Here is a 20,228-nt window from a genome sequence, read left to right as displayed (position 1 = left end):
GTCATGACAAAAATGCATAGCTGAGGTTCACCGTGTCACGCTTATCGCTGCCGCTTAATGCCATTCACGCCTTTCTGGTGACCGCCCGACATCTCAATCTGACTCACGCTGCCCACGAGCTGTGCCTGACGCAGGGCGCCGTCAGTCGTAAGATTGCCGCGCTGGAGCAGTGGCTGGGCGTGACGCTGTTTGACCGCCACGCGCGCGGTCTGCGCCTGACCCCTCAGGGCGCGGCGCTGCTGCCCGACTTACAGCAGGGTTTTGAGCTGATGGTTCAGGCCAGCGAGAAGGTCCGCCGTAGTCAGGTCAGCATTCGCCTGAAAGCGCCAACTTGTGCAATGCGCTGGCTGGTGCCCCGGCTGATAGCGCTGGAGCATCATCGGCCCGAACTGCATGTGGCCCTGACCACCACGCTGGATCATGCCGCGCAGCTTGAGAACTTCGATGTGGCGATTGTCTATGGTAAGCCGCACCCTGACGGAATTTGCCTGTTCAGTGAGTCGCTGACGCCAGTGATGGCAGCCGATCAACCCCGCCCGGACTCCCCGGCGGCACTGGCCACAATGACCTTTTTGCATCCGACGGCAGATACGCGTGACTGGCAGTGCTGGCTGCAGGCGCAGCAGGTGACACTGAACATGAAGCGGAACCAGCATTTTGCCACCATGGACTTAGCGATCAGTGCAGCGATTCAGGGGTTTGGTGTGGCGATGGCCGACAGCAATCTGGTGGAGAGTGATATAGCCAGCGGCAGGCTGATTAAGCCGTTCGCTGGCGAGGTAAAAACCGGTGCCGTTTACAGTTTACTGCAACGGCCCGCGCAGGATGCGCCACCGTTCCTGGCGGAACTGGTGGCGTGGCTGTGCAGGGATCAGAAGGTGACCCAGTCGCCGTTATCCGCCGGTTTAGCCTGAGGCGCATTCAGCACGGTTGCTTTCGGCGCGGCAGGTTTATTCGTGATGACCGGTGCGGTCTGGCGGCTGCTGGAGAGACGGAACTTCGACACAGAGGCCTGCAGCGCTTCCGTCTGCAATGCCAGCGCGCTCGCCGCGGCCGAGACTTCTTCAACCAGTGAGGCGTTCTGCTGGGTCACGCTATCCATTTCGGTTACCGCGGCACCCACCTGAGAGATGCCTTTGCTCTGCTCTTCTGAGGCGGAGGCAATCTGTTTCATGATCGCATCAACATCCTGCACCGATTTCAGAATATTGTTCATGGTGCCGCCGGTGGTGCTGACCAGCTCGGCGCCTTTACCTACACGCTGAACCGAATCTTCAATCAGCGTCGCAATCTCTTTCGCGGCGTTGGCGCTGCGTTGTGCAAGGTTACGCACTTCAGAAGCAACGACCGCAAAACCCCGACCCTGTTCGCCAGCACGTGCCGCTTCGACGGCGGCGTTCAGCGCCAGAATATTGGTCTGGAAAGCGATGCCGTTGATCACGTTAGTGATTTCAGCGATTTTCTTCGAGCTGCCGGAGATGCCATCCATAGTGCTGACGACTTCACTGACCAGCTGACCGCCACGTTGTGCCGTGGTGGTGGCAGTTTCTGCCAGCAGGCTGGCCTGGCGGGCATTATCGGCGTTGAATTTTACCGTGGCCGTCAACTGCTCCATGCTGGCCGCAGTCTGTTCGAGCGCAGCGGCCTGCTCTTCGGTACGTGAAGAGAGGTCGTTGTTACCGGCAGAAATCTCTGCGGCACCGCGCGAGATATTCTCAGTGCCGCTGCGAATGGCGCTGACCGCTTCACGCAGGCTATCCTGCATGGCGCTCAGCAGCGGCACCAGTTTACCGACGCAGTTGCGTCCGAAATCGGATACCGGCTGACTCAGGTCGCCCGTAGCAATGACCGCGAAGTGGGTACGGATACTTTCCAGCGGACGGACCAGCATCGCCACCAGATAGCGGTCGGTAAACAGCAGAATAAACAGGCCGATAATTACCGTGATGGTAATAATCGTTTTGGTCATCGCGGTGAGGTGATCCACTTCAACGCGGGTTGCATCCAGCTTTTCAGCTGCGCCCTGGCTGAATTTCTCTGCGCTGATGCCAAAGGCACGACTGAGTGGCGGCGTGACGTTATTTGCCTGCTGACGATAAGCATCAGGCGAGGCCTGACGGGCCAGCTGCAATTGTGGCGTAACGCCCGCATCCAGCAGCTTTTGCCAGCTCTGAATCACCCCATCCACGACATCCGGGTTCATCGGGCCGGGTGCCAGTTGTTTAAAGCGCGCCAGTTGCTGGGTCATGCTGTCCAGCGCCTGCTGCACCGGAGCATAAGCCTCATCGTTCAGGGTCTGACCTGCGGCTTTGCTTTCCATTACGCGGGATAAGCGCGTGATAACACGAAAATATTGATCGTTGCCTTTGCTCAGCACCGTCATTTGCTCAACCAGATGACGGTCCACATCATTCCCTTCGCTGAGCGCGCCAAGAGAGTGAATGCTATACAGCCCGACGCCGCTCCACAGTAAACAAAACAGTCCCAGAATAGAGAGCATCACTGCGCGAATGGTAAAATTTTTGAGCATTCCCATACCAAAATCCTATACACGTTGACCCGCAAGCGTCGGGCATAGGAGGTTTATCGGCATGCGATTGTGAAGATGTAACTGTTTTGTTACCTAATATTTTACAGCGTCCCTAAGGCAAATTTCACTTTATAGCCTTTTTATTCAGCAGGTTAACCTTTAAAAAGCAGATTAATTCCATTCGCGCAATTTGATGGTTAGCAGGCTAACCATGAGCTGCCGTTTAAAGCCTGACCATACGAGTCATTAATAGCCGGAAAAGCCGCATACGGGCGCGCATAAAGTTCCGCTTCAGAACCAGCCCGCTCTTCCGATCATCACCAAGTGACATTGTCACGTCAGAGCCCGGGTGCCAGGCTGGCCACACGACTTCCCCCTCCAGCTGATGCTTATATTCCGTAGCATCACGGGCAAAGGTAAACCAGTACTCGCTGACCCGTGCCGCAAATGCCCGATCGGCCTCACTGAAGGGTCGTTCTTCGTTGGGATCCGGCATCTGACTCAGCGTGTTCAGCACATAAGGCACTTCGTTGCCGTGCCAGGTGCCGTGCGGATAGAGGTCACGGGCATGTTCAGAGACATAATCAAACCAGTAGCGCCAGCCTGGCATTCCGGCATTGTGCTGCGCCCGCATCACCAGCCACGGCACCAGGCTGAATGCCATATCGCGCGCCACGGCACGTCCCAGCCGCTGATCGTCATGAATGTCATACATCCATTTCAGCGTCCGGTAAGTGAGACGATTTTTATCGCGTAACTGATGCAGCACCGCGGTGGCATCCACGCCAAAATATTCCAGCACGCTGGCTTCATCGCTGTTGCTGCCCGCCATCAGCGGCAGACGGTGCTGTTTTGCAGCCATAAAGGTTTTCAGCATCGGCTCAGGCAGGACAGCGTCACCCGCAATCGGCACCGGCGGGATCGCCAGCGGCCCTTCCAGCGACCAGAAGGCATCGGCAGGCAGTGCGCGCAGGTCATCAGCGCTGGCATCGGGCGGCAGACCGAAATGGCGGGCCACCGCCATACCCTGCTGACGCGCTTTTTTCAGCGGCGTATCAGGCAGGCTGTAGGCGCTCTGCACAATCCCTTTATGAAACAGCCCTTCGGCCAATGGCGAACAGCAAAGTGACAGTACGCTGCGTGCGCCTGAGGATTCACCGAAAAGTGTCACATTGCGGCGGTCGCCGCCAAAGGCAGGAATGTTGCGCTGCACCCACTGCAGTGCGGCAATCTGATCCAGCAGGCCAAAATTGTTAACCGTGCTGGCAACAGGGTATTCAGCATCCAGGGCCGGATGAGAGAAGAAACCGAGATGGCCGAGCCGGTAGTTGAGCGTCACCACCACCGCGCCGCGTGAAGCCATCGGCTTGCCGTTGTAAGGTGCCAGCCCGCCAGCACCAATGGTGTAGCCACCACCGTGCAGCCATACCATTACCGGCAGGGGTTTCACGGGCGCGACATCGGGCGTCCAGACATTAAGGTAGAGGCAATCTTCGCTGAACTCACCCGGATCGCCACCGCCCACGGCCTGGCAGTAAGTGCGATTTTGCCAGCCGGAAGCCCCAAACGCGGTGGCGTCGCGCACCTGCTGCCAGGGCGTAACCGGCTGAGGCGGACGCCAGCGCAGTGCGCCAAGCGGTGCCGCCGCATAAGGTATGCCTTTGAATACGAAAAGGTCATCGTCCATGCATCCACGCAACTCCCCCTCAGCAGTCATGATCCTCAGACCTGTTTCGTTTTTCATTCCTGTTTCCCTGTTCAAACGTCCCTCCATTATTTGCAGGCCCGCCAGCATTGTCCAGGTACGGAAGGGATTTGCAGAATATGCCGAAGCGTGAGGGGCAGGCGTGAACATGCTCATCAACAGGTTCAGAGAGTCAGTTAGGGTTATGATTCAACGTTGTTTATCTTTTCGCAATTGGTCAATGACGCTGCCAGCGCCGGAGTGGCGCGTCGTTGCTCTGTTATCACGTGCGGTTGTGCGGCTGTTAATCAGTCAGTCTGCTAATAGATTAAGATACTCACGCGGGTAAACCTGCGCTGAGCGGTAAAGCGTTGTTTTTCCCCAGTCCTGTCAGCATATTACCCGCGTTGCCCCACTTCAGGTCCACTGGCCTTAGCAGGGCGAGTGCGGAGAAAGCGTTGCGGGCAACGCGCCTGTTGCCTGCAGAGGCGTCAGTCTGGCCGTAAGCCACACTGTGCCAGCGAGCGCTGCTGGCGCTCTTCGTATAGCGCCATCTCATCCAGCACGACAGCGCCCAGCGCGGCTTCAAATGCCTGGCGGCTCGCCTGTCCCGCCGAACGAACCTGCGCCCGATCGCCGAGGTTGGACTGGAAAATGCCCGCCGCGCTGACGGGCAGAAAATCTTCGTAGATGATAGGGTCTGCCAGCACACGACCTTCTTCGATGAGGGTCTCCAGCGATTCACCCTGAGCCGGCGGCGTCGCGATGCCCTTTTCACTCAGGCGATAATGGAACCAGGCCAGCTCCTGCTGGCGCAGCGTGGTTTCGTCGTCGGGGAAGTCACGGAAAATCGCCGCCAGATGTTGCTGATGCTGCTGATTATCCTGACCGCTGCCCGCCTCGCTGAGTAGCCGATCGTAGAGCGCACGGCCCTGAGGCGTCAGCGCCACGCCGCGCTGCTCAATTTCACCGAAGCGTGCAGTATGGGTTCCCTGATGCCCATCCTTAAAGATGATCGGCTCTTCCAGCGCTTTAAAGCTGGTCTGACGTAACAGGATCGGTACCTGACGACGCGGCGGTCCCTCGATCAGGGTTTTCGGATCGATACCGCGCGACGGCATCAGTTGCTGTACGCGGTCAATATCGAGCGTGCGCGGCGTGAGATGGTTGATGTGGCAGCCGGGAAAGCAGACCACGTCAGCGATCAGCCGATGCTGCTGGTTCAGCGCCTGATAGGTCTGACTGTCCACGCTGCTATGGGCATGCCAGCGGAAGGTTTCCAGTGCTTCGGTAACAAACTCAGTGGCCTGCTCGTCGGTTAATCCGCCCTGCTGCTGATGCAGTTCCAGAAGCGCCCGGCAACGGGGGGTGAAAATGTCGCGCGCGGCAAGAATCTCCGCCGCCTTTTCACGCAGCGCGCGGTCGTCGATCAGTTCAGGGCGTAACAGCGAGGTAAAGACCCGAAAGGGATTGCGCCGCAGCGCCGCATCGGTGATCGGCCGGAACGCCGTGGAGTGCACCGGCACACCAGCCTGAGAGAGATCGTAATAGCCAACCGGGTGCATTCCCATCACCGCAAACAGCTGCCGCAGTGTGGCTAATTCGTCTGCCGTGCCCACACGGATCGCACCGTGACGTTCCAGGTTGAGTCGGTCGACCTCATCGGCTGCGGTGAGACGATCTTTCAGCGCGATATCCGCTTCCAGCGCGCGGTCGTTGACGGTCGCCACCAGCTGCATCAGCGTGCCATATTGCGGCACTTCCTGCTGATACATAGCTGACATCGCCTGAGAGAAACGGGTGCGGATGAGATCCGCACTGAGAAAGTTGTCCATCTTATCCACCTGACACCGTTAGCGTTGCTGCTAATGTAATGCAACACGCTGGCCTCAGCGGAAAAAATCACGAATCTGTGATCGGCTTAAAGCCGTAGCGGTTTTTTAACAGCAGCATCAGGGTGGTGATCACAGCCGGTATTGCCAGCAGCAGAAAGATAACGCTGAAAGACCATCCAAGGGACATCATCTCTGCGCCAACGAAGGCGCTTAAAATCGCGCCGATGCGGCCCACTCCATGCATCCAGCTGGAACCGGTAGCGCGGGCGTGGGTAGGATAATAGCTGGCGGATAAGGCATTCATACCGGTATTGGCCCCGTTGAAACAGAAGCCACTGCAAAAGGCGATCGCACTCATCATACCCACTTCCGCGGGTGAAAAGCCCAGTGCCACAATAAACAGCCCGCCGCAGCCGTAGATCGCCGCCAGGGCCAGGTTAGCGTTGAAGCGATCCATCATCCAGCCCGCAAACAGGGAGCCCAGCGTCCCGCCGGCCTGATACATCGCGGTGATAATCGCCGCTTCGGTCACTGACATGCCCAGGGTGTTGACCAGCGACGGCAGCCAGCTGCCAATCAGGTAAACCATGAACAGCCCCATAAAGTAGCCGCCCCACAGCATAGTGCTGCCAAACAGATAGCGGCGTGAAAGTACGGTGCCTATCGCGCCGCTCACCGGCACGGTGGCCTCAGGCGCGTGAAACGCACAGTCGGGCGCGGTTTTGCCCGGCATCATCCGGTCGAGGATGGCGTGAATGCGGGCAGCCGGTGCGCCACGGCTGATAAGAAATCGCACCGACTCCGGCAGGCCGCGGATCAGTAATGGCAACACCAGCAGCGGCAGAATACCGCCCAGCAGCAGCACGGAGTGCCAGTCATAGCGCGGTAGCAGCCAGGAGGCAGCAAATCCCCCGCTGGCGGCACCAAAGGTAAAGCCGCAGAACACCACCGTGATGATAAAAGCCCGCCGCCGCTCAGGTGCATATTCCGCCACCAGCGTGCCGACGTTGGGCATCGCCGCACCCAGTCCCAGCCCGGTCAGGAAACGGAACAGCATCATCTGCTCAATGTTTTGTGACAGCGCCGTTGCCAGCGTCCAGAGACCGAAAAAGAAGACGCTGAGGATAATCATCATGCGACGGCCATAGCGGTCAGCCAGCGGCCCTGCCACCATGGCACCCAGCGCCAGCCCGATTAACGCTGCGCTGATGACGACCCCGAGCTGATGATTACTCACCCCCCACGCGGCTTTCAGTGTCGGCGCAATAAATCCCATGATCGCAATGTCCATGCCATCGAGTGCCACCACGATAAAACAGAGCGCAATGAGCCGCTTTTGCCAGTGGCTCAGCCCCTGCTGGTTGATAAGCTGGCGGACATCTACCGCCTCGACGCTGGTCAATGAACACTCCTCTGGAGTAACGAAATCTGACATCAGTTTAAGTAAAAAAAACGGCGCTAATGATAGCCGATCGTTAACCTTAAGCGGTCAGATTTTTATATGATATTGAGAATTATTCAACTTTAAGCCGTTAAGTTATTGATATACCGTAGTCAGAGGATGGCGTTTTTCAGAGGCATACCCGGCTGAGCGCTTTTTAATCAGAGAGTTAAAGGGTAGCGCGGTCATTTCAAATCGTTTGTTAAAATAAATTTGCAGCAAAGTTAACAGAATTCATTTTAAACAGTTGCCTGAAGCCGGTCATTCTCATTAAGTTTAGGATATGGAAAAAAATATCCTTTTCAATCAGCGCATTCGCTTGCGCCATCTACATACCTTTGTTGCGGTTGCGCAGCAAGGCACACTGGGCCGGGCGGCAGAGACGCTTAGCCTCAGCCAGCCTGCCCTCTCCAAGACCCTGAATGAGCTGGAGGAGCTGACTGGCGTTCGTCTGTTTGAACGTGGCCGGCTGGGCGCGCAGCTGACCACCATGGGAGAGCAGTTTTTGACCCATGCGGTACGGGTACTCGACGCGCTGAACCATGCCGGACAGAGTTTTAATGAGCAGCCGGGCGATGCGCCGGTGATTATCCGGCTGGGGGCATTGACCACTGCTGCGATGGGGATGCTGCCACGCATCCTGGATCGTTTTCATCAATTGCAGCCCAACACCACCATTCAGGTGGCGACACTTCACAATAATGTGTTGCTGGCAGGCTTGCGCGGCGGTGAATTCGATATCGGCATTGGCCGGATGGCGGACAGCGCCATGATGACCGGGCTGACCTATGAATTGCTGTTTCTGGAATCGCTCAAGCTGGTGGTCAGGCCGGAACACCCGCTTTTAAGTGACAACGTCACGCTTTCGCGTGCGATGCAGTGGCCGGTGGTGATATCGCCCGAGGGCACGGCTCCGCGCCGGATTGCACAGCAGATGCTGGATGAACAGGGCTGCACCCTTCCGCCTCACTGCATTGAGACCTCTTCGACTTCACTGGCACGCCAGCTGGCTCTTCGCTACGACTACATCTGGTTCGTCCCTTCCGGGGCGATTAAAGAGGATCTGAGCCACAACGCTGTTTGTGCGCTGCCGATCGCCTCTTCCGGGCCGGGCGAACCGGTGGGCATCATTACCCGCACCGGCGCAGAACTGAGCCTGAGTGCTGAAGTGCTGATGTCCACCATCCGTAAGTTTCACAGTTAGCGGCTGCGTTTCGCATGCCGCTCGCGGTTTTCAAGCCGGGCTTTATCGGTTTTGCGCAATCCGACATAAAGCGCCCCGGCCCCGCCATGCCGGGTCTGGGCCACGCAAAAGGTCTGTACGTCATCAAACTGCTTTAGCCAGCGCGCCAGATAGCTGCGCACAATGTTGGCATGAGATTCATCATCACGACCTTTACCGTGGATGATCAGCAGATTGCGCAATCCCTGTTTGTGCGCCTGCATCATAAAGTTAAAGAGCGCCTGACGACAGGTTTCGACCGGTTGCCGCAACAGATTGAGGCTGGCATCCAGCTGATACTCTCCTCTGCGCAGTTTATCCAGAATCCCCTGCTGAATGCCGTCGGCTTTATATTCCAGCGGGGTATTGAGTGAAACGATCTCCAGATCGCCCCGGGTCAGGAAATTCTCCAGCTCCGATTCACCTGGCGGTTTTCGTGGCGCCTTCGTTGAGGGTGCTTTAAGCCACAAGGTTGTGGTGGTGTCTTTTAACGGCGTGACATCGCCCATGGCATCCCGAAAGAGATCATTATCATCAAGGTTCATGGTTTTCTCACACCTGGTTAAAATTGATGGAATGTGCAAATCACGCTTTACCCGTTAGCGTAGCAAAAGCTGGAATCACCGGCCCACCCCACTTTTTCGAAAGTCACTGCCAGTGCAGAAGCGTGTGACAGATCACATAAGCGGAAAGTTTTCTTGACAGTCGGCCCTGTCGGGATTCTGAGAAGCCCGTCACATCAGCGTTTGTCGTTGTGTGCTTAGTCCATAATATTTGTAAGTGTAAAACTGCTCGGATGAGTTCCCTTCAGCACAAAAAATGTTAAAATTGACCCCAGTCAATAATCGTCGAGCAAACCATTATGATCCCTGAAAAACGCAGCATTCGTCGTATTCAGTCGGGCGGTTGTGCCATTCACTGCCAGGATTGCAGCATCAGTCAGCTCTGCATCCCCTTTACGCTAAATGAACATGAGCTGGATCAGCTCGACAATATCATTGAGCGTAAAAAACCCATTCAGAAAGGGCAAACGCTTTTCAAAGCAGGCGATGAACTCAAGTCTCTGTATGCGATTCGCTCCGGCACCATTAAAAGCTACACCATCACTGAACAGGGTGATGAGCAGATCACCGGTTTCCATCTGGCGGGCGATTTAGTCGGCTTTGACGCGATTATGGGCTCCAGCCATCCCAGCTTTGCGCAGGCGCTGGAAACGGCAATGGTGTGTGAGATCCCTTTTGAAACGCTTGATGATTTGTCGGGCAAAATGCCGGCCCTGCGTCAGCAGATGATGCGTCTGATGAGCGGTGAAATCAAAGGCGATCAGGACATGATCCTGCTGCTGTCAAAGAAAAATGCTGAAGAGCGCCTGGCGGCGTTTATCTGGAACCTTTCCCGTCGTTTTGGCCAGCGCGGCTTTTCACAGCGCGAATTCCGCCTCACCATGACGCGTGGCGATATCGGTAATTACCTGGGCCTGACGGTTGAAACCATCAGCCGCCTGCTGGGGCGTTTTCAGAAGTCCGGTATGCTGGCGGTGAAAGGCAAGTACATCACGATTGAAAACCACGCCCTGCTGGAAGAGCTCGCCGGTCAGAGCCACCAGGCCGCCTGATCCTCAGCCGGATCAATAAATCTTATTTTGTTGATCCGGCAGTAACTTTTTCACTTCTTCCGCTGTGCAACATAGGCTATCTTTATTCCAGTCGCTCTGGTTTAAGGAGAACGCCTCATGTCCCAGTACCAAAATGTTCTGGTCGCCATTGATGCCCAGCAAGACGATCAGCCCGCGCTGCGACGTGCGGTCTATCTGAATCAACGTCTTGGCGGAAGAATCAAAGCCTTCCTGCCTATCTATGACTTCTCATATGAGATGACCACCCTGCTTTCGCCGGATGAGCGCGCGTCGATGCGCCAGGGCGTGATCAGCCAGCGTACCGAATGGATCCGCGAGCAGGCCCGCGCTTACCTTGATGCCGGTGTCGAAATTGACATCAAAGTGATCTGGCACAACCGTCCCTACGAAGCCATTATTCAGGAAGTGCTCGCCCATCAGCATGACCTGGTGCTGAAGATGGCGCATCAGCACGATCGCCTTGAGTCAGTGATTTTCACTCCAACCGACTGGCACCTGCTGCGTAAATGCCCGTGTCCGGTGTGGATGGTCAAAGATCAGCCGTGGCCGGAAGGCGGTAAAGCGATTGTCGCGGTCAATCTTGCCAGCGAAGAGCCGCATCACGATGGCCTGAATCAGAAGCTGATTCGTGAAACGGTGATACTGGCGGAAAAGGTGAATCAGACCGAAGTGCATCTGGTCGGCGCCTACCCGATCACCCCTATCAATATTGCTATCGAACTGCCCGATTTTGATCCCAGCGTCTACAACGACGCGATCCGTGGTCAGCATCTGGTGGCAATGAAAGCGCTACGGCAGAAGTTCTCGATTGGTGAAGAGTTCACCCATGTGGCTAAGGGCCTGCCGGAAGAGGTCATCCCCGATCTGGCGGCACATCTGGGAGCCGGTGTGGTGGTGCTGGGCACGATTGGACGCACCGGCCTGTCGGCGGCATTCCTCGGTAATACGGCGGAACAGGTGATTGATCATCTGCGTTGCGATCTGCTGGCGCTTAAGCCGGACGATTTCAAATCGCCGATTGACCTGGATGATGAAGAGGATGAGGAGGATTAATCCTCCTCAGAAACAGAGAGGGCGGCTGATTAGCCGCCCTTTTTTATTACAGCGCTTTAAGAATCGCTTCCACGCTGGCTTTGGCATCGCCAAACAGCATCTGGCTATTCTCTTTGAAGAACAGCGGATTCTGCACCCCGGCATAGCCAGTGTTCATTGAGCGTTTGAACACTATCACGTTGTGCGCCTTCCACACTTCCAGCACCGGCATGCCCGCAATCGGACTGCGGGGATCATCCTGCGCCGCCGGGTTGACCGTGTCGTTAGCACCAATGACCAGCACCGTGTCGGTGTCGCTGAAATCGTCGTTGATCTCATCCATCTCCAGCACCACGTCATAAGGCACTTTCGCCTCTGCCAGCAGCACGTTCATGTGACCCGGCAGACGCCCCGCCACCGGATGGATACCGAAGCGCACTTTGATGCCAAGCGCACGCAGTCGGGCAGTCATTTCCGCGACCGGATACTGCGCCTGCGCTACCGCCATGCCGTAGCCTGGGGTGATAATCACCGAGCTGGAAGCCTTGAGCATCTCAGCGGTCTCTTCAGCCGTAATCTCACGATGCTCCCCCGCTTCCTGACTTTCATCGCCACTGCTGGCTTCAGTACCAAAGCCGCCCGCGATCACGCTGATAAACGAACGGTTCATCGCTTTGCACATGATGTAGGAGAGGATCGCACCGGATGACCCCACCAGCGCACCGGTCACAATCAGCAGATCGTTGCTCAACATGAAACCAGCAGCGGCGGCGGCCCAGCCTGAATAGGAGTTAAGCATCGAGACCACGACCGGCATATCCGCGCCGCCAATCGACGCGACGAGATGCCAGCCAAACGCCAGCGCAATGACCGTCATCAGCAAGAGTGCAAACACCTGCACAGCCGTGCTGCTGGTGTTAACAAACCACAGCAGCAGCAGGAACGAAACCACCAGCGCCAGCAGATTCAGCTTGTGACGATGCGGTAACGCTAACGGCCGTGAAGAGATTTTGCCGCACAGTTTGCCAAACGCCACCAGCGAGCCGGTGAAGGTGACGGCACCGATAAAGATACCGATAAACACTTCACTGAGATGGATATTCTCCATCACCGCTGGCAGGCCAGGCGCATGGTCGATATAGCTGTTGATGCCCACCAGCACTGCGGCCAGGCCAACAAAGCTGTGCAGAATCGCCACCAGCTCTGGCATTTCCGTCATTTCGACTTTCTTCGCCAGACGAATGCCGATAGCGCCGCCGATGACCATCGCCAGCAGGATCCAGACCACATTACCGCTGTCCGGGCCAAATATGGTGGCAATCAGCGCAATCGCCATACCGCTGATACCGAAAATATTACCCCGCTTAGAGGTCTCATGACGCGAAAGACCAGCAAGGCTACAGATGAACAGAATCGCAGCCACAATATAGGCTGCAGTGACTAATCCGCCAGACATGTGTTACCCCTTACGAAACATTTTCAGCATGCGCTGGGTGACGGTGAAGCCACCAAAGATATTGATGCTGGCAATCAGCACGGCAATAAAGGAGATAAAGGTGACCCAGCCACCGTGGCCCATCTGCAAGACCGCACCGATAACAATGATGCCGGAAATGGCATTGGTTACGGACATCAGCGGTGTATGCAGCGCATGACTGACGTTCCAGACCACGTAATACCCCACCACGCAGGCGAGCGCGAACACGGTAAAATGGGAGAGGAAGTCGGCCGGTGCCACGTTTGCCAGGCAGCCAAACAGCACAATAGCCAGGGCGATCAGCAGATATTTACGCCACGGTGAAACGGGCTTCGCCTCAATCTTTTCTGACGGCTTCGCGGCGGCAGCGGCAGCCTGTGGCGCGGCGGAGACCTGAATCGGCGGGGCTGGCCAGGTCACTTCGCCATCGCGTACCACGGTGACGCCACGCACCACCACATCTTCGAAATCGACCTGGATTTCGCCATTTTTCTCTTTACACAGCAGCTTGATCAGATTGACCAGATTGGTGCCGTAGAGCTGGGAGGATTGTGTCGCCAGACGGCTGGGCAGATCGGTGTAACCGATGATTTTCACGCCATTCGGCGTGACGGTAACCTGGTCAGCGACGGTCAGCGCACAGTTGCCGCCGGTCTGCGCCGCCAGATCAACAATGACGCTGCCCGGCTTCATGCTGGCGACCATCTCTTCGGTGATCAGTTTCGGAGCCGGTTTGCCTGGGATCAGCGCCGTGGTGACAATGATGTCCACGTCTCTGGCCTGACTGGCAAACAGCGCCATCTCAGCTTTGATGAAAGCCTCGGACATGACTTTGGCATAGCCGTCGCCGCTACCCGCTTCCTCTTCAAAGCCGAGCTCAAGGAATTCGGCGCCCATACTCTGCACCTGCTCTTTGACTTCGGGACGGGTATCAAACGCCCGGACAATCGCGCCCAGGCTGCCCGCTGCGCCAATCGCGGCCAGCCCGGCAACACCGGCCCCAATCACCATCACTTTTGCCGGTGGCACTTTACCGGCTGCGGTGATCTGACCGGTAAAGAAGCGACCAAATTCATGGGCGGCTTCGACAATGGCGCGATAACCGGCAATGTTCGCCATAGAGCTCAGGGCATCCAGCGACTGCGCCCGTGAAATACGCGGCACTGAATCCATTGCCATTACCGTGACCTGACGTGCGGCCAGTTTTGACAGCAGTTCGGGATTCTGTGCGGGCCAGATAAAACTGACCAGCGTGCTGCCCGCACGCGTCAGCGCAATCTCTTCGTCATCCGGCGCATTCACCTTCAGCACGATATCGGACTGCCAGACCTGCTCTCTGTCGCTGAGTGTGGCACCGGCTGCGATATAGCTTTCATCATCGAAGCTGGCGCGTTTACCGGCGTCATGCTCAAGGGTGACGCTGAAACCCAGCTTGATGAGTTGTTCCACGGTCTTAGGCGTGGCGGCCACGCGCGACTCGTTTGGCAACCTTTCCTTGGGTATTCCAATTAACATAGTGTTTCCTTTCATCGGTTAAAGGATGATGGCCCGAACCTGCACCACGAGAGCGCGACTGAAACGCGATTTCAGCCGCTTTTGGACGAAACGCAGGTATTTCAAAGTGTTTATAACCTACTGAAAATGTGACGAGCGATCTACAGCGACTAGGCAGAGTGATGACATTCACCCAATTATGCAGTGTTCTGTTAAGAAACCTGCGTTATCCCACTGCAAAATAGTCTCACAGGCAGATAATCTGCCAGAGATAATCGTACCCGGACGAATTAATCAACAACAAAAACCTTTATTTAACAATGCATTAACTATTTTATCGCTAACAGTTACCGCTTTTAGTGGTAACTATCACTAAAACTGGCCATAACTGCGTTTGATGACAAACAAATGAAAAAATCATGGTTGAATAACGCGATCTGACACAAAAAATCGCTGCGACAGTCTGTTTATAACATGCAATAATCAGCGGCTATTCTGTTATACATCAAGAGTCCAGCACGTTTTCGTACTCATTTTTGCGTAAGGCGAAGGATTATTTTTATGAAGCTGAAGAACACTATTCTGGCGACCACTCTGTTGTCCCTGCTGGCAGCCAACGCATTCGCTGCGCAGGAACTTACGCCAGAAAAAGCGGCCGCGTTGAAGCCATTCGAACGTATTAATATCACCGGCCGTTTCAACGCAATTGGCGACGCTGCCGATGCGGTATCTAAGCGTGCAGATCAGATGGGCGCTGCCTCTTATTACATCCAGGCGATCAACGACAGCAACGGTAACAGCGGTAACTGGCGCGTTACGGCTGACCTCTATAAAGCCGATGCCCCGGCAGCCACAGAGTCAACGACTTACCGTCGTTTCAACGGCGTAAACGAACTGCCAAAAGCAGAAGCGTATAAACTCGAACCCTTCGATACCGTTTCGGTCAGCGGCTTCTTTGCCAGCCAGCCGGATGTAAACGACGCAATTTCGAAAGCCGCAAAACAGAAAGGCGCAGCCTCCTTCTTTATCGTTCGCCAGATCGATGCCAACAGCGGCGGCAATCAGTATGTCACCGCCTATGTCTATAAAGCGGATGCTAAAGAGCGCGCGGTGCAGACACCGAATGCGATTCCTGCCGATTCAGAAGCGGGTAAAGCCGCACTGGCAACCGGTGGCGCTGCGGCGGCTAACGTAGAGATTCCAGGCGTGGCCTCGTCTGAAACGCCAAGCAACAAAGTGGGCCGTTTCTTCGAAACCCAAAGCTCTACCGGCAAGCGCTATACCGTTAATCTGCCAAACGGCAAATCGGTGCAGGAAGTGAATGCCATTACTGCTGCTCAGATGCAGCCGTTCGATACCGTAACCTTCACCGGTCACTTCGGTACGCCAACTGAGATTTCAGAAGAAGTGGCGAAGCGTGCGGCGGACAAAGGTGCCAAGTTCTACCACGTTACCCGTCAGTGGCAGAACCAGAGTGGCGGTAACCTGACCGTCACGGCTGACCTGTTTAAGTAATCCTCCTCAGGGCGGCGCCTGCCGCCCTGCTGTTTGCATAATTCCTGCGCTGTTTTGCATAGTCACGCATTGCCATCCCCTGCCACACTCCGTAAAATCCTCCGCCTGTTTTACCGGATATTGTCCCTGTATTGTGCCTTTGGTGTGACATAACCCAGCGACAGAATCCGATTTACCCAGCCATATATGCTAGCGGGAAGGTTGTTTTGGAGAAAAAATTAGGTCTCGGTGCGCTGACGGCGCTGGTGCTCAGCTCTATGCTGGGCGCAGGCGTGTTCAGTCTGCCGCAAAATATGGCTGCAGTGGCCGGTCCGGCGGCGCTGCTGCTGGGCTGGCTGATTACCGGCGTCGGCATCATCTTTCTGTCGCTGGCGATGCTGCTGCTGACCCGCCTTAAACCCGAGCTGGATGGTGGCATCTTTACCTATGCCCGTGCCGGTTTCGGCGAGCTGATGGGCTTCTGCTCCGCCTGGGGCTACTGGCTGTGCGCCGTGATTGCCAACGTCTCCTATCTGGTGATTGTCTTCTCTGCCCTGAGCTTCTTCACCGATACGCCGGACCGGATTATCTTTGGCGATGGCAACACCTGGCAGGCGATGCTGGGCGCATCCGTGCTGCTGTGGCTGGTTCACTGGCTGGTGCTGCGCGGCGTGCAGACCGCTGCCAGCATTAATCTGATGGCGACGCTCGGCAAGCTGGTGCCGCTGCTGCTGTTTATTGTGCTGGCGGTGATGGCGTTCAACTATGATCGCTTCCGCTTTGATTTTTCCGGCGTCACGCTAGGGCAACCGCTATGGGAGCAGGTCAAACAGACCATGCTGATTACCCTGTGGGTCTTTATCGGCGTCGAGGGGGCGGTGGTGGTTTCTGCACGCGCGCGCCAGAAAAAGGATGTGGGCCGAGCTACACTATTCGCCGTGCTGGCAGCGCTGCTGGTCTATCTGCTGGTGACACTGCTGTCGCTTGGCGTGGTTCCACGTGCTGAACTGGCTCAGATGCGTAACCCCTCCATGGCGGGATTGATGACCCGACTGATGGGCAACTGGGGCGATGCGGTGATTGCGGTGGGTCTGGTTATCTCGGTGTGCGGTGCCTATCTGAGCTGGACGATTATGGCCGCTGAAGTGCCCCTGATTGCTGCGCAACAGGGTGCATTTCCACGCAGTATCGCCCGACAAAACCGCCATAACGCGCCAGCCGCCTCACTGTGGCTGACCAACGGCAGTATTCAGCTCTGCCTGATCCTGATTGCCCTGACTGGTGCGAATTACAACAACCTGCTGACCATCGCCTCTGAGATGATTCTGGTGCCCTATCTGCTGGTGGGGTTATATCTGATCAAAGTAGTACGCGGACAGCATAAACCGCTGGCGATGGCGACCGGTATCGGTGCCAGCCTGTATGGCATCTGGCTGCTTTACGCCTCGGGGCCATTGCACCTGATGATGTCTGTGGTGCTCTATACACCGGGCCTGCTGCTGTTTCTGTTTGCACGACGCGGTGGCCGCGCAGAGTTTGCGCTGACTTCGCTGGAGCGGATTGCAATGGGATTGCTGATTGCCGCGACGCTGCCCGCCGTGTGGCAGTTGACGACTTAGCGCCTGGCCCGGCAGGCGTAATGGTTGCAGGCACTCCGGACCCGGCCAGCGCGAAGCAACCCGGCGTACAGATAGTACGTGAGGATGGTGAGCACTGCCCAGGTTCAGACTGACAAATCAGATAGCCTGAAGGGAAAGGCTCTTAGTGTGACTGCACAGGTATTGAGACACACAGCAGGTCATCCTGCTGTGTCAGATTCAGCGGCCTGGAATATTCATGATGGATCGCGTCCAATTGCTCCGCCGAAAGCGGATAAGGAAGCTGAATATCGAAGCGACTAATCTGCTGTTGTTCCGCAAGGGTAATCAGGCGCGCGATATTAATTTCGTCGCTGACCTGAGTAGAAATGATTTGTAATGCTAATTCTTTTAACGGGTCGTCACTGCCCTGTAAGCGGTGTGCCGATTTACGTGTCACCATGCCAAATATCGGCATCACACCATAAATAGCATCGACGAAGCTCCAGCGCTTTTTGCAGGAAGCGGAGAGAAAGTCACTGTAATTGAAGCAGATGCGGTCGGGGTATATGGCTGATGCCAGCTCTTTATCAGACACACTAACGCTCCTCATGATAATCATCAATATCCCAAACCTGGCGCAAAAAGGCCGCGCTAATGATTGCACATTTTGCCGGTTATATACCAGCAAGCCACGGATATTTCGTGCGGTAACGTAGAGCTCAGGACCAGGAAAAGATATGCTTCCGTCCATCCCTGTCTCTGCTTTGTGAACTATGAACAAAATTGTTTATGTAGAAGATGAACCCGAAGTGGGCTCACTGATTGCGGCCTATCTGGGTCGTCATGATATTGAGGTGATTGTCGAGATGCGCGGCGACCGTGCTGAAGCGGTCATTGCCGAACAGCAGCCCGATCTGGTGATGCTGGATATCATGTTGCCAGGCAAAGATGGCATGACTATCTGCCGTGACCTGCGGGCCAACTGGCAGGGGCCGATCGTGCTGCTCACCTCACTGGACAGCGACATGAACCATATTCTGGCCCTGGAGATGGGTGCGCAGGATTACATTCTGAAAACCACGCCGCCGGCGGTACTGCTGGCCCGCCTGCGCCTTCATCTGCGTCAGTCGCAGCAGGGACAGCCGGACGATGCGCCCAGCGCACCCGCCGCCAACCGTATGCTGCGTTTTGGCTCGCTGACCATCGATGCGCTGAACCGCCAGGTCACGCTGTTTGACGAGCAGATTGCCCTTTCCACCGCAGATTTCGATCTGCTGTGGGTACTCGCCAGCCATGCAGGCCAGACGCTTAACCGTGATGCGCTGCTGAAAACGTTGCGCGGGGTCAGCTATGACGGCCTTGACCGCAGCATCGACGTGGCCATCTCCCGGTTGCGCAAAAAGCTGCACGACAGCGCCACCGAGCCATTCCGCATTAAAACCATTCGTAACAAAGGCTATCTTTTTGCGCCTCAGGCCTGGGATACCCGCGGACTATGAGAAAGCTTTTTATTCAGTTTTATCTGCTGCTGTTTGTCTGCTTTCTGGTGATGGCGCTGCTGGTGGGACTGGTCTACAAGTTCACCGCTGAACGTGCGGGCCGCCAGTCGATGAATGACCTGATGGCCAGTTCGCTCTACCTGATCCGCAGCGAACTGCGCGAGATCCCGCCGCGTGACTGGAATAAAACCATCAAGAGTCTCGATCTCGGCCTGTCGTTCGACCTGCACATCGAGCCGATGAACAAATATCAGCTTGATGAAGGCAACATGCGTCGGTTGCGCGCCGGAGAGATCGTGGCGCTCGACGATCAATACACCTTTTTGCAGCACATTCCGCGCAGCCACTACGTATTGTCAGTCGGGCCGATTCCCTATCTCTTCTATCTGCATCAGATGCGACTGCTGGATATTGCCCTGCTGATCTTTATAGGTATGTCACTGGCGCTGCCGGTGTTTATCTGGCTGCGCCCCCACTGGCAGGAGATGCAGCGACTGGAAAAAGCGGCTCAGCGCTTTGGCCGTGGCGAGCTGGACGTGCGCACCCATTTTGACAGCACCTCCAGCCTGTTCCGGCTCGGCATCGCCTTTAACCAGATGGCAGAGAACATCAATACGCTGGTTGCCAGTAAGAAGCAGCTGATAGACGGTATTGCGCATGAGCTACGCACACCGCTGGTGCGCCTGCGTTACCGGCTGGAGATGAGCGACAACCTCACGGATGGCGAACGGGTGGCGCTGAATCGCGATATCGGCCAGCTCGAAAGCCTGATTGAGGAGCTGCTGACCTATGCGCGTCTTGACCGGCCGCGCGTCGATCTCAATCTGAAATCGCTGGATTTGGCCAACTGGCTGCGCGAGCGGCTTGACGATTTCCGCACTATCAATCCCGACGTGCGGCTCGACCTTGAGCTGCCGCAGCGTGAAAACATCGGCATTTCTGATACCCGCCTGATGGAGCGGGTACTGGATAACCTGGTCAACAATGCACTGCGTTATGCGCAACAGCGGCTGCGCGTCAGTTTGTGGTTCGACGGTCCGATAGGGTGTCTGCAGGTGGAAGATGACGGTCCCGGCATTCCGCCTGAAGAGCGTGAACGGGTTTTCGAACCCTTTGTCCGGCTGGACCCCAGCCGCGATCGCGCTACAGGCGGCTGCGGACTGGGACTTGCGATTGTGCACTCTATTGCCCAGGCGCTGAGCGGCAATGTGACTATTGAATCCAGTCCGCTGGGCGGCGCCAGCGTTCGCTTTTGCTGGCCGGTTGATCTAACCTTGCGGGAAATTCCGCTGCGTTAAAAACCA

At 56.2% G+C, this 20,228-nt stretch carries 16 protein-coding genes; 8 read left to right on the top strand and 8 right to left on the bottom strand.

What is annotated here, in order from left to right; translation table 11 throughout:
* Nucleotides 1–32 precede the first annotated feature (32 nt).
* Nucleotides 33–914, top strand: coding sequence for a LysR substrate-binding domain-containing protein (locus OK412_RS07865; RefSeq protein ID WP_264353004.1), 882 nt, complete (start codon nucleotides 33–35; stop codon nucleotides 912–914).
* On the opposite strand, the gene OK412_RS07860 is transcribed toward OK412_RS07865, so the two are convergent.
* From OK412_RS07860 to OK412_RS07845, 4 genes are all read right to left on the bottom strand, one after another.
* Nucleotides 872–2,536 carry a methyl-accepting chemotaxis protein gene (locus OK412_RS07860; protein ID WP_052272212.1) on the bottom strand — a complete coding sequence of 555 codons (1,665 nt, stop codon included), beginning with the start codon at nucleotides 2,534–2,536 and terminating at the stop codon, nucleotides 872–874. The genes OK412_RS07865 and OK412_RS07860 overlap by 43 nt on opposite strands.
* 217 nt (nucleotides 2,537–2,753) lie before the next feature.
* A complete protein-coding gene (locus tag OK412_RS07855; protein WP_029519079.1) occupies nucleotides 2,754–4,274 on the bottom strand; it encodes a carboxylesterase/lipase family protein in 1,521 nt (506 codons plus the stop codon).
* Nucleotides 4,275–4,705: 431 nt separating this feature from the next.
* Complete coding sequence (locus tag OK412_RS07850) at nucleotides 4,706–6,049, bottom strand: VOC family protein (protein ID WP_264353003.1); 1,344 nt, start codon at nucleotides 6,047–6,049, stop codon at nucleotides 4,706–4,708.
* Nucleotides 6,050–6,116: 67 nt separating this feature from the next.
* Nucleotides 6,117–7,451 carry an MFS transporter gene (locus OK412_RS07845; protein ID WP_010244695.1) on the bottom strand — a complete coding sequence of 445 codons (1,335 nt, stop codon included), beginning with the start codon at nucleotides 7,449–7,451 and terminating at the stop codon, nucleotides 6,117–6,119.
* Between the two features lie 322 nt (nucleotides 7,452–7,773).
* Between OK412_RS07845 and OK412_RS07840 the strand changes: the two genes are divergently transcribed.
* Entirely contained in the window at nucleotides 7,774–8,694 is a 921-nt protein-coding gene (locus tag OK412_RS07840; RefSeq protein ID WP_010670205.1) for a LysR substrate-binding domain-containing protein, read from the top strand.
* Here the strand turns inward: OK412_RS07840 and smrA are convergent.
* Complete coding sequence (smrA, locus tag OK412_RS07835; protein WP_062757701.1) at nucleotides 8,691–9,257, bottom strand: DNA endonuclease SmrA; 567 nt, start codon at nucleotides 9,255–9,257, stop codon at nucleotides 8,691–8,693. The genes OK412_RS07840 and smrA overlap by 4 nt on opposite strands.
* 317 nt (nucleotides 9,258–9,574) lie before the next feature.
* Between smrA and OK412_RS07830 the strand changes: the two genes are divergently transcribed.
* The gene (locus tag OK412_RS07830) at nucleotides 9,575–10,327 is read left to right on the top strand and encodes an FNR family transcription factor (RefSeq protein WP_010244686.1); all 753 of its coding nucleotides are present in this window, start codon (nucleotides 9,575–9,577) and stop codon (nucleotides 10,325–10,327) included.
* 117 nt (nucleotides 10,328–10,444) lie between these two features.
* A complete protein-coding gene (gene uspE / locus OK412_RS07825; RefSeq protein WP_010244683.1) occupies nucleotides 10,445–11,401 on the top strand; it encodes a universal stress protein UspE in 957 nt (318 codons plus the stop codon).
* A 46-nt stretch (nucleotides 11,402–11,447) separates the two neighbouring features.
* Here the strand turns inward: uspE and pntB are convergent, their stop codons facing one another.
* Both pntB and pntA read right to left on the bottom strand, forming a co-directional pair.
* Nucleotides 11,448–12,836, bottom strand: coding sequence for a Re/Si-specific NAD(P)(+) transhydrogenase subunit beta (gene pntB, locus OK412_RS07820; RefSeq protein ID WP_010670206.1), 1,389 nt, complete (start codon nucleotides 12,834–12,836; stop codon nucleotides 11,448–11,450).
* Between the two features lie 3 nt (nucleotides 12,837–12,839).
* Nucleotides 12,840–14,372 (bottom strand): Re/Si-specific NAD(P)(+) transhydrogenase subunit alpha, encoded by a 1,533-nt coding sequence (gene pntA / locus OK412_RS07815; protein ID WP_052272208.1) that lies wholly within the window; start codon nucleotides 14,370–14,372, stop codon nucleotides 12,840–12,842.
* Nucleotides 14,373–14,912: 540 nt separating this feature from the next.
* Here pntA and ydgH point away from each other — a divergent pair.
* Nucleotides 14,913–15,866 (top strand): DUF1471 family protein YdgH, encoded by a 954-nt coding sequence (ydgH, locus tag OK412_RS07810; RefSeq protein ID WP_010244673.1) that lies wholly within the window; start codon nucleotides 14,913–14,915, stop codon nucleotides 15,864–15,866.
* Nucleotides 15,867–16,072: 206 nt separating this feature from the next.
* Complete coding sequence (locus OK412_RS07805; protein ID WP_033757764.1) at nucleotides 16,073–17,464, top strand: basic amino acid/polyamine antiporter; 1,392 nt, start codon at nucleotides 16,073–16,075, stop codon at nucleotides 17,462–17,464.
* 142 nt (nucleotides 17,465–17,606) lie between these two features.
* Here the strand turns inward: OK412_RS07805 and OK412_RS07800 are convergent, their stop codons facing one another.
* Nucleotides 17,607–18,020: a hypothetical protein gene (locus OK412_RS07800; protein WP_010244668.1), complete on the bottom strand. Its 414-nt coding sequence runs from the start codon at nucleotides 18,018–18,020 to the stop codon at nucleotides 17,607–17,609.
* Nucleotides 18,021–18,198: 178 nt separating this feature from the next.
* Between OK412_RS07800 and rstA the strand changes: the two genes are divergently transcribed.
* A complete protein-coding gene (gene rstA / locus OK412_RS07795) occupies nucleotides 18,199–18,924 on the top strand; it encodes a two-component system response regulator RstA (RefSeq protein WP_010244666.1) in 726 nt (241 codons plus the stop codon).
* A complete protein-coding gene (rstB, locus tag OK412_RS07790; RefSeq protein WP_064691342.1) occupies nucleotides 18,921–20,222 on the top strand; it encodes a two-component system sensor histidine kinase RstB in 1,302 nt (433 codons plus the stop codon). Before rstA ends, rstB begins: the two co-directional genes overlap by 4 nt.
* Nucleotides 20,223–20,228: the final 6 nt, after the last annotated feature.

The organism is Pantoea sp. JV6 (genome assembly GCF_025910055.1).
GTDB lineage: Bacteria > Pseudomonadota > Gammaproteobacteria > Enterobacterales > Enterobacteriaceae > Pantoea > Pantoea agglomerans.
The sequence above is the reverse complement of the archived record's forward strand: the minus strand, read 5'-3'. Positions and strand labels throughout refer to the sequence as shown.

Bases quoted from the DNA above. Each gene is read 5' to 3' on its own strand.
- OK412_RS07860 (WP_052272212.1), bottom strand. From the start codon at position 2,536: ATGGGAATGCTCAAAAATTTTACCATTCGCGCAGTGATGCTCTCTATT.
- OK412_RS07855 (WP_029519079.1), bottom strand. From the start codon at position 4,274: ATGAAAAACGAAACAGGTCTGAGGATCATGACTGCTGAGGGGGAGTTG.
- OK412_RS07850 (WP_264353003.1), bottom strand. From the start codon at position 6,049: ATGGACAACTTTCTCAGTGCGGATCTCATCCGCACCCGTTTCTCTCAG.
- OK412_RS07840 (WP_010670205.1), top strand. From the start codon at position 7,774: ATGGAAAAAAATATCCTTTTCAATCAGCGCATTCGCTTGCGCCATCTA.
- smrA (WP_062757701.1), bottom strand. From the start codon at position 9,257: ATGAACCTTGATGATAATGATCTCTTTCGGGATGCCATGGGCGATGTC.
- OK412_RS07830 (WP_010244686.1), top strand. From the start codon at position 9,575: ATGATCCCTGAAAAACGCAGCATTCGTCGTATTCAGTCGGGCGGTTGT.
- uspE (WP_010244683.1), top strand. From the start codon at position 10,445: ATGTCCCAGTACCAAAATGTTCTGGTCGCCATTGATGCCCAGCAAGAC.
- pntB (WP_010670206.1), bottom strand. From the start codon at position 12,836: ATGTCTGGCGGATTAGTCACTGCAGCCTATATTGTGGCTGCGATTCTG.
- pntA (WP_052272208.1), bottom strand. From the start codon at position 14,372: ATGTTAATTGGAATACCCAAGGAAAGGTTGCCAAACGAGTCGCGCGTG.
- ydgH (WP_010244673.1), top strand. From the start codon at position 14,913: ATGAAGCTGAAGAACACTATTCTGGCGACCACTCTGTTGTCCCTGCTG.
- rstA (WP_010244666.1), top strand. From the start codon at position 18,199: ATGAACAAAATTGTTTATGTAGAAGATGAACCCGAAGTGGGCTCACTG.
- rstB (WP_064691342.1), top strand. From the start codon at position 18,921: ATGAGAAAGCTTTTTATTCAGTTTTATCTGCTGCTGTTTGTCTGCTTT.